Genomic DNA, 16,550 nt, shown 5'->3' with positions numbered 1-16,550 from the left:
CCGCGACCTTCCCGCGAAACATCACGGAGGCGACCGTGCAGTCTGAGGTGGTCCGTTACCAGGTCGACGACAAGACGGTCGCGTTGATCGAGGTCGAGCCGCCGGCCGGTTTCCAACCCGCCGGAATCGGCGATGTCGCCGGCTGGGTGCGGGAATCCGCTGCGCCCGCTGTTGCTGCCGCGAAGGAGCTGCTGGAGCAGGTGAAGACGGCTTCCCCGGATGCCGTCGAGGTCAAATTCGGGATCAAGGCCACCGGGACCGCGAGCTGGGTGGTGGCCAAGGCCACCGGCGAGGCCAACTTCGAGGTCACGTTGCACTGGCATGCTGCTGACTCCCCGGAGAACGGCACGAGGCTCCGGCCTTGACGGACGGCGATGTCCCGTGACGACCGCGGTCCCTGACGACAGCCCGTGGGCGGTCGCCCTGCACCGGGGGAACAAGCATGAGCCGGTCGGCACCGGCATCGTCATCGACACGAACCTCGTCCTCACCTGCCACCACGTGGCGTTCGCCGCCAACGGCACCCTGCATGACGACCTCTCGGTCGCCTTTCCCCGAGCGCCGAAGGTCAAATACTTCGACCGGCGCCAGGTCCGGCAGTGCCTGCATGACGGGGTCCGCTCCGCCCACGTCGACCTGGTCCTGCTCGAACTCGCCGAGCCGGTGCCCGCCACCGTGACGCCGGCGAGGCTGCGCTGCCTGGAGCCCAAGCCATTGTCGGGTCGCCCGTTCTGGGCGTACGGCTATCCCACCGGAATCACCGGTGGGATTCCGGCCACCGGCACCGTCACCGAGATCGGTGGTTGGGGACACGTCATGATCGACAGCGGCGAGGGTGGGCCGCTGAGCAAGGGTTTCAGCGGCGGCGCGGTCTGGTCACCGGAGTACCAGGCGGTTGTCGGTGTCGTCGTCTCCGCCGACGGGAAGGGCAAGGGGCAGGCCCTCACGCTGCACCACGCCGACGAACAGCTGCCCGAGATGAAGCTGAGGGCGCTGTCGGCGTGGCGGATCGGGGATGCCGACGACACCGCGCTCTCGGCGTGGGGATGGACGCTCAGCACCGACGGAGAGGCCGGCCGCCACTGGCTGCCCCGCGCCCGGGGCGTGGCCGTCGACACCGAGGGCGGCGCCCGGTTCCGCGGCCGGACCACCGCCCTCCGACACGTGGTGGACTGGATCGACCGGCCGACGCCGGTCACCCGGCCGCTGATCGTCACCGGATCTCCCGGCGTCGGCAAGTCCGCCGTTCTCGGCCGAATCGTCACCACCGCGGACCCACAGATCCGCGCGGACCTACCCGGCGACGATGTCGCCGTCCGGGCCACACCCGACTCGGTCTCGTGCGCGGTGCACGCCAAGGGCAAGACCGCCGTCGAGGTGGCCACCGAGATCGCCCGCGCGGTCGCCGTCGACCTTCCCAGTACGCCGGCCGACCTTGTCCCGGCCGTACGCGAGCGGCTGGAGCGACGTCCCGTCCGCTTCACCCTGGTCATCGACGCCCTCGACGAGGCCGCCGACCCCGACCACGCCCGGCAGGTCATCGACGACATCCTGCGGCCGCTGGCCCGTGACTGCGGCCGGTACGGCGTCCGGGTCGTGATTGGGACCAGGCGCTCCGACGACCGGGGCGACCTGATCGCCTGCTTCGGTGACGACGCCGAGTTGATCGACCTGGATACGCCGGAGTTCTTCGCCGAGTCTGATCTCGTCAACTACGCCCAGGCGACCCTGCGGCTGCTCGGCGCCGAGCGGCCCGCCAACCCGTACGCCGACCCCGACGCCGCAGCGCCCCTCGCCCAGCGGATCGCCGCGCTGGCCAAGGGAAATTTCCTCGTCGCCGGCCTCGTCGCGCGGGCACACGCCCTGCGCGACAGCGAACTGGTAGACCCGGCCACGGTGTCGTTCACCGCGACCGTGGCGCACGCGTTGGACGCGTACCTGGCAGGCCTGCCGACAGCGGGCTCGACCTCCGCTCGTCTGACCCTGACCGCTCTGGCGTACGCCGAGACACCGGGGTTGCCGCTGTCCCTGTGGCACGCCGCCGTGACGGCACTCGGGGGAACGGTCAGCGAGGCTGAGCTCGGTGGCTTCGCCCGTACCTCGGCAGCAAACTTTCTCGTGGAGACGGGCGGCGGCGCACAGCCCGCCTACCGGTTGTTCCACCAGGCCCTCAACGACGCGTTGTTGGCCGACCGCGACGCACGGGCCCTGCGCCGTGATGACCAGCGCCGGCTCGTTTCCGCATGGGCCGACCTGGCCGGTGCGACCGGGTGGGGCGCCGCGCCCGATTATTTGTTGCGGTCACTGCCCCAGCACGCCGCGCGGGCCGGTCTCATCGAGCGTCTGCTCGCCGACGAGGACTACCTGCGGCACGCGTACCTGGACCGGCTGCTCACCGTCGTCGACGCGGAGCAGGCGCCGATGGCGCCGACCGCGCGGGCGCGTGCCAGGCTCCTGCAGTGCACGCCGCTGGCGGTGTCGGCGGACCCGGCCGAACGGGCCGCGCTCTTCTCTGTCGTCGACCGCCTCTACGGCCTGGACAGTGGCATCGCGGCTGACGCGGCACCGTACCGCGCGCGGTGGGCGCACACGCCTCCCCGCCAGGAACGCAGCGTGCTCGACGGGCACTCGCAGGCCGTGTACGACGTCGCCGCCATCGAAATCGACAACCGTCGGTTGCTCGTCTCGGTCGGTGACGACGGCACCGTAAGGCTGTGGGATCCGCTGACGAACCAGGCCGAGCAGGTCTTCACCTGCCACGACGACACGATCCGCAGCGCCTGCGCCGTTCGGATCGGTACCGGCGAGGTGCTGATCGCCACCGCCAGCCATGACGGCACGGTGGGACTGTGGGATCCGCGCACCGGTCACCGCCGCCACGAACTGCGTGGACACCACGACTGGGTACGCAACGTCTGCGCCATTCCGCTGCCCGACGGTGATCTGCTGGCCTCGGCCGGGGACGACCGCACGGTCCGGGTGTGGGACCCGGTCACCGGCGCCCAGCGTTACCAGTTGACCGGCCACACCGGCTGGGTGACGGCGGTGACCTACGTACCGGCCGGCCGGCACCTCCTGGCCTCTACCGGCTACGACGGCGCGGTCCGGATCTGGGATCTGACCGCCGATGGTCGGCCGACACTGACTCTCACCGGCCACCTCGGCTGGGTCACCACTCTCTGCGCGGTCCGCGCGCCCGGGGGCACGCTGCTCGCCTCCGCGGGCTATGACGGCACGGTCCGCCTGTGGAACCCTCTGACCGGCGAGCCGGTGCGGGTCCTCGATACCGGTGGGCCGATCACCGACCTGTGCACGGTCGACGTCGAGGGCGGATGCCTACTGGTGTCCACAGGCGAGGACGGGCTCATCCGGCTCTGGGAGGTGTCGACCTGGACGAGCCGTCCGAGCCTGCGAGGACACGCGGCCTGGATCCGCGCGGTGTGCGAGTTGCGGACGGCGAAAAACCGGATGCTGGCCACCGCCGGCGACGACGGCACGGTCCGGTTGTGGGACCCGGCTGGCGGCCAGCCGGACACTGTCGCCGATCAGGACCGATTCGGCTCGGTGAGCGCGGTCTGTCAGGTGCCCGGCGGCGGGCCGGCGGTGGTGGCCGCGGGCGGGTCCGACGGCCAGGTTCGGTTCTGGGACTCCCGTACCGGCGAGCGGCTATTGGAGTTCAAGACCGAGGGCGGCGCGGTCAACGCGATGTGCACGGCCGGTGACGAGGATGAATCCTTCGTCCTCACCGCCGGCGACACCAACCTGATCGAGACGTGGGACAGCCGGGACGGCTCGCAGGTACGGGAGATGGCCGGGCACTATGCCCCTGTCGCAGCGGTCTGCCCGATCGTCGTCAACGGGGAGGCCCTGATCGCCTCCGCCGGCGACGACCAGGTCATCCGGATATGGGACCCGTACACCGGTGCGGTGCGGAGGGTACTGCTCGGGCACGTCACCCGCGCCTGGGTGACCGCACTGGCCACCGTCAACTGGTCGGGCTTCGAGGCCCTCGCCTCTGCGGACAAGAGCGGCACCGTGATGCTGTGGGCCGGCGGAGAGACCCCGCTCTGGACCCAGCAGGGCCACCAGGACTCGGTCAACGCGCTCTGCGGCGTCACGGTGGCGGGCCGGCCAGCGTTGGTGTCGGCCAGCGCTGACCACGCCATCCGGATGTGGGACGCCGAGCGAGGTCAGCCGGTGCGGTGGTTCACGGGGCATCGCGGTCCGGTCACCGGCCTCAGCATGGTTGAGGTCGGGGGCCGCTCATTGCTCGCCTCGACGAGCCGCGACCGTACGGTGCGGATCTGGGAGTTGATGACAGGCCGGCTCGTACGGACGATTCCCGTCTATCATCCGGCACTCGCCTGCTGCACAGTCGGTGACACCCTGATGGTGGGTTTGGACCAGGGACTGCTGGCTCTCGCAATTAGCGGATGACGCGGTCTCTCGTGCTAACCCTGGCCACCAGCCCAGCCCGGTCACGTCCGCGCTGGCCCCGACGACGACGATCGCCGCGAGCCCGGTGGCCGCGAACGCGCTGATGTGCTCGTGGAGGAAGGCCACGCCGAGGGCAACGGCGAAGGCGGGTGACAGGTCGAACGCCAACGTTGCGCGGGCGGGACCGACGCGGGTGATGAGTGCGTAGAACAGGGCGAGTGTGGCACCTGTGCAGGCGATCCCAAGGACGGGTAGGGCGCCGGTCGCTTCCACTCCGGGTAGCCGGGTCGGGATCGTCGCGGACGCGGGGATGCCCACGGCTGCGGTGGTCAGGCGCATGGCGGCGGTGGCGACGCCGAGGGGCGGTGCCTCGGCATACCGACGGTAGATCATCATCGCGCCAGCGGCGTAGCAGACGGCCGCGACGAGGATGAGCGCGCCGCCGACGAGGGGCCATCCGACCTACGGCCGGCACGGCTACACCGCCCGCCCGCCGATCGTCCTGCCTGGCGGTCCAACCCTGCACCCGATGCGCCGCAACTCCGAGTCAGCCGGCGAGCGGCTGCCGGTCATCACCGCTCGGGAGTCGCAGTCGGGCGTAGATCAGCTTCGCTCGTCTGGACCGGGGGGCGGACATCAACCTGGGCGCAGGTGGTCGGGTAACCTGAAGCGCAGAGGGCTGTTAGCTCAATGGTAGAGCTGAGGACTTTTAATCCTTAGGTTCTGGGTTCGAGTCCCAGGCGGCCCACCGATAGCGCGTAAGCTGGGCAGTGAGTTCCCCCCGCTTTGATGGAGCGGTGGTTACCTGCTGCCGGCTGGCGCAGGGGCGGCGATAGTTGGTTCGGCTGGATGATTCTGGCGGGTGTGCCAGGCGGTCTCGTAGTCGTTCGGGCTGAGGTAGCCCAGTTCCTTCTGGATGCGGCGAGTGTTGTACCAGCCGTCGATGTAGGCGAAGTCGCGTTCTCGGCCTCGTCGCGGGTCCGCCAGCTGGTGCGGTAGACGAGTTCGATCTTCAACGTCGACCAGAAATTTTCCATCAGCGCGTTGTCGTAGCTGTCGCCGACGGAGCCCATCGAGGGCAGGATTCCGTTGTCCTGTAAGCGTTGCGCGAAGCGGAAGGACGTGTAGTTCGACCCGCGGTCGCTGTGGTGGATCAGTTGGCCGTCGCGGACGTCACGCGACCAGATGCCGTATTCGAGGGCGGCGAGGATCAGGTCGGTGTCGCAGCGGTCGGAGGTCTTCCACCCGACGATCCGGCGGGAGAACACGTCGCGGACCGCGGCGAGCCAGAACACGCCCTCGCCGCAGGGAATGCGGGTGGCGTCGGCGTCCCAGAGCCGGTCGACAAACAAGCGGTGACGCTCGACGGTGAGGAGCAGGCCGATATTGCCCTGCTCGTGGAGCCGGATACAAACAAGCTATACACCGGCTTCGCCACCCTCGACGTGCGTCTCAACGAGAAGTCGGAATCAGTCCGACTCGGTACTCCTGAAGTGCGATACCGCTGGATCGGGGGTGGTGGTTATCCTGAGCCAAGCGCTGATGAGATGTACGCATACGACCAGGCTCAACAGAAGTGGATCAAGGGATTCAACCCGATGTACGGTTGATTGGTCGCCTCGAACAGTGACAGGTCCCTCTGGCCTCGTCCGGTGTGAAGCTGGCCCGCCGCGCAGCCCGCAGTCGCATTTCGGCTACAGAAGCTTGCTTGCGGCACGGAGAGGTCCGACCCGACGAGGGGTCGGCCACGTCTGACGTAGCTGGCGCGTGCAGCCATCAAGCATGGTGGCTGGGGGCCGTGGGTGTTCCATGGGTGATCGGATACCAGCGACCCGTAAGGATTACAAGCCTAGAATCTGGATTTCGACCACGAGCAATCGCGCACCTTGCGAACACAATGGACAACGACCACGCTGACCTGCTGATATTCGGCGGCACTTTCCTGGAAACGGTCGCAAGATTCCGGACTGTAAGAGGCTACGGTAAGTAGCGGAGACAAAAGCGCTTGTGAGAATTAAAAGTCCTCAGCTCTACCATTGAGCTAATGTTGACGCTCACGTAATTCCCCTGGCCTGGGCTCATGGAATGGGACTGGCTGCGGGCTTGGGGCGGGACGTGAGCGGGGTGCCGTGACCACGAACGTTCACGGTGTTGGCTGACACGCCGTCGACCTGCCGCGCCTGCGGCGTTGCGGCGGTCCACGCTGTGGCGGCGGCGGGCCCCGTTCGCGGGTGACAAATGTCAGGGACGCGTCGGCGTGGCTGGCCCTCCTGTCGCATGCGACGCGGCGATGAGATCAGCCATCGCCCGTTGGAAGTCATCGCGTCGTTGTCGAGTCCAGCCCGCGGTCAGGTCGTCGAAGACCTGCTCTTGCCATTCGTGAGCGTGCTCCAACGCGGCTTGCCCGGCGGCGGTAATGGAGACCTCTCGCCGGCGCCCATCGGACGCACCCTTCGCCATCGTCAGGTAGCCCGCGTGAGCAGCACTCTTGACCAGCCGTGACGCTCCGCTCTGGTCGATGCCGAGCTCGTGTGCAACCGCGTTCACGGTTGCCGGCTCGTCGCGATCGACCAACGCGTTCACCGCCTCAGTCACCTGCACGAGCCGGCCCTGCTCCGCGATCACGGCATCCCCTGCAGCGCCGCGCCGCGACCAGTGCCGGACGAAACTGAACAACAGCTGTCCCGGCCCTTGGGCACTCATTCGGATGCGGCCATCTCTCGGCAGATGTAGGCCAACTCGAGGGCCGACTTGAGATCAGGCAGTCGCAGCGCGGCCGTCACCTTGGTCCCCGCAACGCGGAACACCGTTGCCACATGTGTAGGCGTCTGGTTGTCAGGCCAGGTCGCATCCTCCTCAACGACCATCAGCCGCTCGCTGACCGGGTGCCAGGACCGCGGAACCAACCGGATGCCCGAACGCTCCACCCAGTCCGCGAATTGCTCGGGCGTGATCGGCCCCGCACCCTTCGGTCCTAGAACAATGATCGGATCACCCACGGCGTCCGCCGCCCGCTGCAGATCGCCTGCGTTCACGCTCGCATGCCAGGCATTGATGGCTTCTTCAAGCTTCGACTCCATGCCCACCATTATATGCGAAACGCATACAACTGCGCGGGTGGGGGTCACCCGCCAGCGAACCCCGCCTGAATGCCGCGACGGTGGCCCGGCCGTCAGCCCAGACGGTGGCCCGGCCGTCAGCCCAGGGCATCGTGTCATCCAGCACCGTGAACGTTCGTGGTCCTAGAAGGGTTCAGGAGTGGGAGATTCGCGGATGTTGGTGGTCCAGTCCTCGATGTCGTCGGGCCATGGTGCGGGGCGGCCGTTGTCGTGCAGGTCTTCCATCACGGCGAACTGGTGAAAACCCACGTCCGCAAGGACAGAGGCAAGGTCACTGATGTCGCGGACTACCCGCCGGAGAAGATCGCGTTCGCGGTGGCGCGATCAGTCTCCAGGGCACCGAGTAGAGCGCCTTGCCGCACTTGATGTGGACATCCGTGCCGACCTTGGCCCGCGACCACTCCGCCAGGGTGAACGCCGCGGCCGGCAGCGGCGTCAGCGTCCCCGCCTCGGCTTGGTCGAACACCTCCGCCGGCGTGCGCCCGTCCAGGCCGCGGTGCTTGCGCTGCCCGGCGACCTCCCGGCACCAGTGCAACGCCGACGCCTGCATCTCGACCAGCGAGGTGAACTCCCGGCCCTTCCACCACGAATCCCGGATATAAGGCATCTGCCGCTCGACGCGGGGCTTGTCCTTGGGTTTGCGAGCCCGTGCCGGGTCGACCAGGACCCCGTAGTGCGCGGCGAGTTCGGCGTAGGCCCGGTTGAGTTTCGGGTCGTAGAGGTCGGGCTTGTCCACCCCGGTCTTCAGATTGTCTGGAATGAGCCGGGCCGGGCAGCCGCCGAAGAACGCGAACGCCTCGACGTGACTGGCTGTCCACGACGCCTGGTCCATGCTGATCACCGGCCGCACGAACATGTGCCGCGAGTGCGACAAGACCATGACAAACGCCCAGATCCGCTGCGAACGTCCCGTGCGCGGATCCGTCCACGAGCCCAGCAGGCCGTAGTCGATCTGCCCTTCCAGGCCCGGCTCGGGGTCGGCGCGCAGCACCGTCACCTTCTCCCGGACCGCGTCCTCGGCCAGGTTCGCCGTGACATATCGCTTGAACGAGGCCAGCGAGCCGGCAACCCCGTGCTCGTCACGTAGCCGCTGGTGGATCGTCGCCTTGGTCACCCCGGCCCGCAGCATCTCGACGATGTAGTCGTGGTGCTTGGCGAAGTCCGGCCAGGTCACCTGCCGCAACCGGGTATCGCTCAGATGCGGGAACCACTGCTTGACCAGCGGTTCCCAGTCTTCCTGGCTCATCGGCGGGGTTCCGCCGGGCACGAAGCCCGCCGCGATCGCCGCCTCGACATACCGCCGGATCGTCTTGCGGTCCACTCCCAACGAGCCCGCAACGTCGTACTGAGACCGGCCCGCGTACCAGTGCGCCAGGATCTCGGTTATATCGATCACGTGGAACGTCCTCCTCGCCATCCGCCTCCCAAAGGGCATACCGGCGAAAAGATGATCTACGCGAGAAGGAAAGGACCTTGGCAACTACAGCGGAACGCTCGCCGTCCCCTTCACGAACACCACGAGCGACCCGGTGGGCCATGACGAGCGCGGACCAGGGGAATTACGTGAGCGCTGACATTAACAGCCCTCTGTGCTTCAGATTGCCCGACCACCTGTACCCAGGTTGATGTCCGCCCCCCGGTCCAGGCGAGCGAAGCTGATCTACGTCGGCCGCGATTCGTAGGCGATGATGACTGTCACGTTCTCTGCCCTTCGGGCCTCTGAGCTACCTCACCGAGCGCCCACCCTGACTGCTCCGACAGCAGCAGCGCGGCTGTCGTCCCGCTGCTGGCCGGGGCCGCGAAGTACGGCACAGTCCTTCCTTCGCCTTCACGCCGAAGCGGTCACTCGACGAACGTGCCATCCGGATTCATGATCTGGTCTCGCACCGACGGTGCGAACGCCGACCAGGCCCCGTCATCAACGGCCACCGACATGCGAATACGCCCGTCGCCGTCGTCAAGGGCGTAGCTGACGACGCTGTACCGCTTGCCGTCCTCGCCGACGACCTGGCGTACATCCTGCTCGTCGAGCATCGCGCGCAGCTCTCCGTAGCCGATGCGTCGCCACTCAGTCAGGCGTGCCTCGGCAAGTGCCGCCGCGATCTCCTTGTCCAGCCCCACGCGCTCAGCCTCGCACCCGCACGCTCCGTGTGCCTCAACCAGGCGTGCGGTACCCAGGCGGCCTGAGCTTCACCCGGTGGCTCGTCGCACGATCTCCGTGGCGGCTTGGGCGGGAGTCAGGTGCGTGGTGTCGACGACCTCGGCCTCGGCGTGCAGCCACGTGCGGGCCGCCTCGGCGTAGGGCCCGAGGTACTTCAGACGAAAAGGCGACGGAACGGGGTGTTCTCCCTCGATTCGCCGGCGAAGAGTTTCTTGATCAGCGTGGAGGACGAAGTGCCGCACCGGGATCGCGTGCTGGGCGAGGCCCGTCCTGATTTCGCACCAGTACTGCTCCACCAGGACGGTCGTGGGTATCACCAGAGTGCCGCCGGTGTAGTCGAGCACACGGCGGGCGGTCTCGACGACGAGTGGCCGCCACGGCGGCCAGTGCTGGAAGTTGTCCGTCTCGGGCAGCCCCGGCGTGATGTCCATCAGCGTCTCGCCGACCTTCTCGGCGTCGAACACCCGGGAATCCGGGATCAGTTGCCGCACGAGTGAGCTGGTCGTCGTCTTGCCCACGCCGTGGGTGCCGTTCAGCCATACGATCACGGGACACGGTAACGCGCCCGAGCAACCGGCCGAGCCGCACAGCGCGGGGCCTCAGCGGACGTCGAAGCTTCCCGTGCTCCGATAGAGACCGGGTTCCATTTCCTGGGTCAGGACGCCGTGCCCGGTCAGGACGACTTCGGTGCGCGGCTCGGATACCGCAACCAACTCCTGCGGTTCCTCCGGTGCCTGGGGTGCGGGCGGCGTCGGTGGTGCGGGCGGCACGCGGCGCGGGTAGAGATTGCGCAGGAACCTCTCCACCGGGTGTTCGACCCACCGGTAGCAGGCCCACGCCAGGGCGATGCCCATCACCGTCCAGATCAGCAGCACCTTGAGGTTCGCCCAGGTCCCCGCGCTGGGCGTCACCGGGCCCATCAGCCAGTGGATGACCGACAGGTGGACCAGGTAGAAGGCGTAGGACCAGGCGCCGAGGGCGACAAGTGGTTTGCTCCGGAAGATCGAGGGCCGCCCGGAGAGGTCGCGGATCGACGCCGCGAGCACCACGAGTACGCAGGCGGGCACCAGCCCCTGCTGCGACCAGTGCGCACCCCACCAGCCCTGCTCTGCACCCCACCACAGCACCAGCACCGATGCGGGCACCGCCGACAGGGCGAGCCACAGGTTGATCCTCGGTCGCCACCCGCGGAGGAGCGCGGCGGCGGCGATCATCCCCAGCAGGAACTCGATGAATCGGATCGGCGGGAAGCGGAGGAACCAGGAGAGCTGGATCCAGTACTGCTTCGGGTCGATCAGATCCTGCACGAAGAACCAGTAGGCCCACTCGACGAACAAGCCCGCCGCCGCGATGATCGCGAGCGCCGGCAGCCGCAGCCGCAGCAGCGGCCGGATGACGAACGGGAACAGCAGGTAGAAGAAGGCTTCGCAGGAGACCGACCACGCCACCGGGTTGGCGACGAGGAATTCCGCCGGGCGAAACCACGACTCGGTGAGCGACAGGCTCAGCAGGGTCCGCTTCCAGGAGTGCTCCCAGACCTGGTTGAGGCTCACCCAGGCGATGACGGTGCTGACCAGGAGCGCGGGCCAGACCCGGGCGAACCGACGCCAGTAGAACGTCGCGGTGTTCACCTTCGGAGAGAACGACCAGGTCAGCACGAAGCCCGAGAGGACGTAGAAGAACGTGACCCCGGCGTCGCCGAATCGGAAGAAGTCGCCGGGCTTGATGCCGTAGACAGTGGGCAGGCTGATGATCTGGTTCGCGTGGAAGAGGAACACGGCGAACGCGGCGAACCAGCGCAGCCCGGTCAGTGATTCGACCCGGGGCATGCGTTCTTTGGGAGAGCTCATCGTGATCTGGCACCTTTTGGGCATCGGCCTGACCGAGGGTGGGCTGGCGCTCCAGGCATAATGCCAGGCTTCCATCTGCCGTGGCGGACGGGCCGGGCCACGACCCGTTGGCGACAGGTCTCGCGCGGGCCGACCACACTCGACCTCGCCCGACCGGCGCCAGCTCCGGAGCCTGGCGCCGGGCGCAGACGCAGTTATCCTCTTCAGGTGCTGGTCCGTGTGGATCTCGTTGACACGGGTCCGGCATTTCGAAGGGACTATCGACATGCCCCGTGTGGTATCGGCGGTCATCCGCGCACTCGACATCCTCGAACTGTTCCTGGACCAGCCCCAACTGTCGGCCCGCCAGGTGATGGAGCGGCTCGACCTGCCCCGCACCACCGTCCACGAACTGCTCGTCACGCTTGAGGCCCGCTCGTACCTGATCTCCGTTCCGGGTCAGCCGGTGCAGTACCGGCTCGGCATGCCGCTGTTCCAGCTCGGCGCGGCGTTCGCCGGCCGGCTCGACCTGGTCCGTGAGGCGCAGTGCGTCGCGCGGGACGTGGCCGCCGCGTGCGACGAGGCGGTCCACGTGGCCGTGCTCGACGGCGCCGATGTCATCTACCTCGTCAAGTTCGACAGCACGCACCCGGTCCGGATGGTCTCCGCGGTCGGGCGGCGGTTGCCGGCCCACTGCACGGCGGTGGGCAAGGTGTTGCTGTCGGAGCTCGATCAGGCGGGTCTGGACGCCCTGCTGGCGAAGGGTTCCCTGCCGGGCATGACGCCGGACAGCATCACCGACCCGGACCGCCTCCGCGCACATCTCGAACGTGTCCGGGCGGAGAACGTCGCTGTCGACATCGGCGAGTCGGACAGCGCCATGCGCTGCGTCGCCGCGGCGGTCCGAGACCATTCCGGTGCGACAATCGCCGGGATGAGCCTGTCCGCGCCGATCATCCGCTGGACCCCGCAGGCGCACGTGCGGTGGACCGGGCTGGTTCGCGAGGGCGCGGCCGCGCTGTCCGCCCGGATGGGCTACCGGGCCCAGCGTCGATAGCCAAGTTGTCGTTTCGGCCGAAACGGTATCGAAACATTGACACCCGTTGCGGCGTTGCTCTAGCGTCGCGTCCACTCGATGCGGTATCTCGAACTCAGTTCGAAATCTCGAACGGCGGTGGTCCGTGACCCGACCGAACTGGAACACCAGCGCCGCTTACTCGGCCCGGTCGCCGCATGCCTCGTGCCTGTCGTGCCACCCGGCCAGCGACGCCACCAGGGCAACCCCACCAACCCCACCGACGAGTACGCGGACGCATTGATCGATGTCGGCGGCGCACGGTCGTCGCCGGCATCGAGCCACACCTGGAACACGAGGATCGCGGTTTTCGTCAAGCGCGCCTTCGGCGTGCAGCGGCGCGGGAAGATGGAGGAGGCGAATGTCCATGGAGGACAATCCGGCGTGGTCCCGGCGCGGCTTTCTGGGGATGGGGGTGGGGGTGCTCGGCGCGGCAGGTCTGGCCGCGTGCGGGGGCAGCTCCGATTCACCCAGCAAGGTGCAGCCGGACGTTCCGCAGGAGCTGGTCGACGCCGCGGCGTCGATGAAGGGCTCCTCGATGGGGATGCTGTCGCAGAAGCTGTACTCGACGGCGGCGAACGACGCCCTCGACAGCTCGATCAAGAAGTTCGCCGAGACCACCGGAACGAAGATCGAGAACAGCCTGGTCCAGGCCGACGCCGGTGACGTGGTTGCCAAGATCGACGCCGAGGTCAAGGGCGGAGTGGCGCGTGACCTGGCGTTCATGACCGACTCACGGTTCGTCGCACAGTTCCAGGCGCTCGGTGACCTGGAGGACGTGACGGACGTCGTCCAGGCGCTGACCGCCAAGTACGGCGAACCCTGCGCGGAGGCCAAGAACTACTGCGTCTTCGACGGCAAGTGGTTCGCGATCCCGTACCACTTCATCGGGATCGGGTCGTTCCTGCGCAAGGACTGGATGCAGGACAAGGGCATCACTCCCAAGGACATCTACAGTTGGGAGGAGCTGCGGGATCTGTGCCTGGAGATCTCCGATCCGACCAAGCGCCGGTTCGGCTGGGGCATGACGGTGAACCGCTCCGGTGACGGCAACGGCATGATCGAGGCGCTGATCAACGCGTACGGCGGGTCGATCGCCTCCAACGACGGCACGAAGGTCACGTTCGACTCCCCCGAAACGGTGCAGGCGGCGACCTTCCTGGGGGACATCTACACCAATCCCAAGTACAAGCCGATGCTGCCACCGGGGGTGGCCAGCTGGACCGACACCAGCAACAACGAGAACTGGCTCGCCGGCGTCCTCGGCTACACCCGCAACCAGTTCAGCGTCTACGCGGACTCCCGGACCAAGAAGAACCCGGTGCACGCGAACACCCACGTGTTCTCCGACTGCATCGGGCCGGCGACGAACAATCCGCTGCTGCTCGGCCAGTCGCAGGGTTTCGTCGTCTTCAAGGGTGCCAAGAACCCGGCGCTCGCCAAGCTCCTGGCGCAGTACCTGGTCAGCGCGCCCGCGCTGCTCGGGGTGGCGAAGGAAGCGCCCGGCCTGGTGATGCCCGCCTGGCAGAAGGTCTGGGACGCCGACCCGTTCTTCACGAGCGGCGACCCGGCATTCCCCATGCTGCGCAGGATCACCGAACTGAAGCTGCCGCTGAACACGAAGAACGGCCTGACCTTCCCGCAGAAGGCCAGCGCGGGCCAGCAGGCGGTGGGGTCGGCCTACGTCCTCACCGACATGATGCAGCAGATCGTGCAGGGCACGGCACCGGCGCAGGCCGTGACGGCCGCGCACGCGAAGATGGTGCAGATCTTCAACCAGCAGGGGCTGCCGCAGTGAGGTCGGTCCGTCCGGCACGGGTCCCGGCGGCGAGGCTTTCCCCGCCGCCGGGGTCTGGCTCCCTCACGCTGACCCAGCGGCGGCTGGGTCGTGACTGGAAGATGGCGGCGCTGTTCCTGGCACCCATGGCGCTGCTGGTCGGCGGTCTGGTCATCGTGCCGATCGTCCGCTCGATCGTCACCAGCACCACCGAACGGCACGGGCAGGACACCGTGTTCGTCGGCCTGGGCAACTACCTCTCCCTCGTCGGCGACGAGCAGTTCCACACGGGCGTGGTGAACTCGTTCGTCTTCACCGCGTACGCCGAGGTGTTCAAGGTGGTGTTGGGGCTGTCCGCGGCCCTGCTGCTGCACCACCGACGCCGTGGGCGGGCCGTGCTGGCCGGGTTGCTCCTGTTGCCCTGGGTGGTGCCGACAGTGGTCACGGCGTTCAGCTGGCGCGCGCTGCTCGACCCGATCTTCGGCAGCGTCAACATGCTGCTCACCGCTACCGGGATCGGGCCGCTGCTGGCCAGCGCGCACCTTGTCGACAGTTGGCCCGCGGGCTGGCTCTCCGACCCGTCGCTGGCCATGCCGTCGGTGATCCTCGTCAACGTCTGGAAGGGCGTGCCGTTCTTCACCGTGTGTTTCCTCGCGGGGTTGAAGGCCATCCCGGCGGACCTGTACGAGGCGGCGACCATCGACGGCGCCTCGTCGTTGCAGCGCTTCGTCAACGTGACGCTGCCCGGACTGCGCCACGTGATCACCGTGACGGTGACGCTGTCGTCGATCTGGACGTTCAACAACTTCGACCTCATCTGGCTGCTGACGCAGGGCGGTCCGGGCGACGTGACCGCGCCGTACGTGCTCAACGCGTACTCGAAGGCGATCTTGCAGTTGCAGTACGGCGCGGGGGCAGCGGCCACGCTGGTCATGCTGCCGATCATCGGCGGGCTGGTGTTCGTGCTGGTCCGCTTGTTGCGCCAGGACACCACCATCAAACTGCCCCGGCGGCGTCGAGCCGCGCGGTGGATCGGTACGAGGCGGTGGGCCCCGACGGCGCGCAGGGCGCTGCCGTGGGTGGTCGCCGCGGTGGTCACCGGTCTGCTGGCCTGGGCCTCGCCGGAGATCTTCTGGAAGGCGGCGGTGGTCCTCGGGGTGATCCTGCTGGTCGCGGCGGCGGTCGGCCGGGTGGTCTCGACCCTCCAGTCCCGGGGCGGTCGCCGGTCGTCGTCAGTGGTGTCGGGCCTGGGATCCTGGGTCGCACTGGCCGGGTTGCTCATCTTCGTGCTCGGCCCGCTCTACTGGATCGCCGTCACGGCCTTCAAGTCCGAGGGCCAGGTCGTCATGCGCACCGACGACCTGTGGCCGACGCCGTGGACCCTGGAGCAGTTCGGCGCCCTGTTCGACAACCAACCGTTCGGCCGCTGGTATCTCAACACCCTGCTGGTGTCCGCGGCGTCCACGGCGGTGGCGCTGGTCTGCGCCGCCCTGGCGGGGTACGCGCTGGCCCGGCTGCGGTTCCGTGGAGCGCAGGGCTTCACCGTCACGGTGCTGCTCACCTACGTGATGCCGGGCGCGCTGCTGTTCATCCCGCTGTACCAGATGCTCATCGGCGTGCGGCTCACCGACTCGTTGTGGTCTCTGGTGGTGACGTACCCGACGTTCACGCTGCCGTTCGCCACCTGGCTGCTGGTGGGGTACTTCTCGTCGATCCCCGTCGAGCTGGAGGAGGCCGCGCTCGTCGACGGCTGCACCCGCATCCAGGCGTTCGGCCGGGTGGTGCTGCCGCTGGCCAAGCCGGGGCTGCTGGCGGTGGCGCTCTTCACCCTGACCAACGCCTGGAACGAGTTCCTCTTCGCCTTCGTGTTCATCACGAAGGACGAGTACAAGACGCTGCCGGTGGGGATGCAGTCGATGATCGCCGGAGACGTCGTCCCGCAGGGACAACTCGCCGCCGCGTCGCTACTCGTCAGCATCCCGGTGGTGGTCATGTACGCCTTCGGGCAGCGCTTCCTCACCGAAGGGCTCACCGCGGGCGCGGTGAAGGGCTGATCGGGTGAGCCCCGTCGCGGGTGCAGGCGCGACAGGGACTGCCCGAGGTCGGGGTGCTGGCTGAACGTCGCCACGTTGCCCGGCGGGTGACCGCCCGG

Annotated in this window: 14 protein-coding genes, 1 tRNA gene and 2 pseudogenes; 7 read left to right on the top strand and 10 right to left on the bottom strand. The window is 68.0% G+C overall.

Translation table 11 applies throughout. From position 1 onward, the window contains the following. Positions 1 to 35 precede the first annotated feature (35 nt). Together AB0A95_RS12835 and AB0A95_RS12830 are read left to right on the top strand one after the other, a co-directional pair. On the top strand, positions 36 to 365 hold the full coding sequence (locus tag AB0A95_RS12835) for a CU044_2847 family protein (protein ID WP_357555837.1): 330 nt from the start codon (positions 36 to 38) through the stop codon (positions 363 to 365). A 16-nt stretch (positions 366 to 381) separates the two neighbouring features. After that, positions 382 to 4,437, top strand: coding sequence for a trypsin-like peptidase domain-containing protein (locus tag AB0A95_RS12830; RefSeq protein ID WP_357555836.1), 4,056 nt, complete (start codon positions 382 to 384; stop codon positions 4,435 to 4,437). A gap of 75 nt (positions 4,438 to 4,512) precedes the next feature. Here AB0A95_RS12830 and AB0A95_RS12825 read toward each other — a convergent pair. Continuing rightward, a pseudogene (locus AB0A95_RS12825) lies at positions 4,513 to 4,869 on the bottom strand (DMT family transporter); the annotation flags it as partial. A gap of 244 nt (positions 4,870 to 5,113) precedes the next feature. On the opposite strand from AB0A95_RS12825, the gene AB0A95_RS12820 reads away from it, so the two are divergent. Next, positions 5,114 to 5,185: transfer RNA gene (locus tag AB0A95_RS12820), tRNA-Lys, on the top strand. Between the two features lie 53 nt (positions 5,186 to 5,238). Here the strand turns inward: AB0A95_RS12820 and AB0A95_RS12815 are convergent. Beyond that, a complete protein-coding gene (locus AB0A95_RS12815; protein ID WP_357555902.1) occupies positions 5,239 to 5,355 on the bottom strand; it encodes a hypothetical protein in 117 nt (38 codons plus the stop codon). A 149-nt stretch (positions 5,356 to 5,504) separates the two neighbouring features. Further along, positions 5,505 to 5,789: pseudogene (locus tag AB0A95_RS12810) on the bottom strand (DDE-type integrase/transposase/recombinase); the annotation flags it as partial. Between the two features lie 3 nt (positions 5,790 to 5,792). On the opposite strand from AB0A95_RS12810, the gene AB0A95_RS12805 reads away from it, so the two are divergent. Beyond that, positions 5,793 to 6,047, top strand: a complete 255-nt coding sequence (locus AB0A95_RS12805; RefSeq protein WP_357555835.1) for a hypothetical protein — start codon at positions 5,793 to 5,795, stop codon at positions 6,045 to 6,047. Between the two features lie 631 nt (positions 6,048 to 6,678). Here AB0A95_RS12805 and AB0A95_RS12800 read toward each other — a convergent pair. The 7 genes from AB0A95_RS12800 to AB0A95_RS12770 all read right to left on the bottom strand — a co-directional run bounded on the left by AB0A95_RS12800 (position 6,679) and on the right by AB0A95_RS12770 (position 11,567). After that, complete coding sequence (locus tag AB0A95_RS12800) at positions 6,679 to 7,062, bottom strand: MarR family winged helix-turn-helix transcriptional regulator (protein ID WP_357555834.1); 384 nt, start codon at positions 7,060 to 7,062, stop codon at positions 6,679 to 6,681. 74 nt (positions 7,063 to 7,136) lie between these two features. Continuing rightward, on the bottom strand, positions 7,137 to 7,517 hold the full coding sequence (locus AB0A95_RS12795) for a hypothetical protein (RefSeq protein WP_357555833.1): 381 nt from the start codon (positions 7,515 to 7,517) through the stop codon (positions 7,137 to 7,139). Positions 7,518 to 7,679: 162 nt separating this feature from the next. After that, entirely contained in the window at positions 7,680 to 7,805 is a 126-nt protein-coding gene (locus AB0A95_RS12790) for a hypothetical protein (protein ID WP_357555832.1), read from the bottom strand. A gap of 22 nt (positions 7,806 to 7,827) precedes the next feature. Further along, positions 7,828 to 8,973, bottom strand: coding sequence for an IS21 family transposase (istA, locus tag AB0A95_RS12785; RefSeq protein WP_357555831.1), 1,146 nt, complete (start codon positions 8,971 to 8,973; stop codon positions 7,828 to 7,830). A 425-nt stretch (positions 8,974 to 9,398) separates the two neighbouring features. Next, on the bottom strand, positions 9,399 to 9,677 hold the full coding sequence (locus tag AB0A95_RS12780) for a hypothetical protein (protein WP_357555830.1): 279 nt from the start codon (positions 9,675 to 9,677) through the stop codon (positions 9,399 to 9,401). 69 nt (positions 9,678 to 9,746) lie between these two features. Beyond that, on the bottom strand, positions 9,747 to 10,265 hold the full coding sequence (locus AB0A95_RS12775) for an AAA family ATPase (protein ID WP_357555829.1): 519 nt from the start codon (positions 10,263 to 10,265) through the stop codon (positions 9,747 to 9,749). Between the two features lie 51 nt (positions 10,266 to 10,316). Further along, the gene (locus AB0A95_RS12770; RefSeq protein WP_357555828.1) at positions 10,317 to 11,567 is read right to left on the bottom strand and encodes an acyltransferase; all 1,251 of its coding nucleotides are present in this window, start codon (positions 11,565 to 11,567) and stop codon (positions 10,317 to 10,319) included. A 265-nt stretch (positions 11,568 to 11,832) separates the two neighbouring features. Here AB0A95_RS12770 and AB0A95_RS12765 point away from each other — a divergent pair, with 265 nt between their 5' ends. The 3 genes from AB0A95_RS12765 (at position 11,833) to AB0A95_RS12755 (ending at position 16,452) form a co-directional block, all read left to right on the top strand. Beyond that, on the top strand, positions 11,833 to 12,603 hold the full coding sequence (locus AB0A95_RS12765; protein ID WP_357555827.1) for an IclR family transcriptional regulator: 771 nt from the start codon (positions 11,833 to 11,835) through the stop codon (positions 12,601 to 12,603). 385 nt (positions 12,604 to 12,988) lie between these two features. Then, a complete protein-coding gene (locus AB0A95_RS12760; protein WP_357555826.1) occupies positions 12,989 to 14,419 on the top strand; it encodes an extracellular solute-binding protein in 1,431 nt (476 codons plus the stop codon). 101 nt (positions 14,420 to 14,520) lie between these two features. Then, on the top strand, positions 14,521 to 16,452 hold the full coding sequence (locus AB0A95_RS12755; RefSeq protein WP_357555825.1) for an ABC transporter permease subunit: 1,932 nt from the start codon (positions 14,521 to 14,523) through the stop codon (positions 16,450 to 16,452). The last annotated feature ends 98 nt before the right edge of the window (positions 16,453 to 16,550 follow it).

It is taken from the genome of Micromonospora sp. NPDC049230, assembly GCF_040647875.1.
GTDB lineage: Bacteria > Actinomycetota > Actinomycetes > Mycobacteriales > Micromonosporaceae > Micromonospora.
This window is presented reverse-complemented; position numbering and strand designations above follow the sequence as displayed.

Coding starts and splice junctions, on each gene's coding strand:
- AB0A95_RS12770 (WP_357555828.1), bottom strand. CDS start 11,567: ATGAGCTCTCCCAAAGAACGCATGCCCCGGGTCGAATCACTGACCGGG.
- AB0A95_RS12765 (WP_357555827.1), top strand. CDS start 11,833: ATGCCCCGTGTGGTATCGGCGGTCATCCGCGCACTCGACATCCTCGAA.
- istA (WP_357555831.1), bottom strand. CDS start 8,973: ATGGCGAGGAGGACGTTCCACGTGATCGATATAACCGAGATCCTGGCG.
- AB0A95_RS12760 (WP_357555826.1), top strand. CDS start 12,989: ATGGAGGACAATCCGGCGTGGTCCCGGCGCGGCTTTCTGGGGATGGGG.
- AB0A95_RS12755 (WP_357555825.1), top strand. CDS start 14,521: ATGGCGGCGCTGTTCCTGGCACCCATGGCGCTGCTGGTCGGCGGTCTG.
- AB0A95_RS12795 (WP_357555833.1), bottom strand. CDS start 7,517: ATGGAGTCGAAGCTTGAAGAAGCCATCAATGCCTGGCATGCGAGCGTG.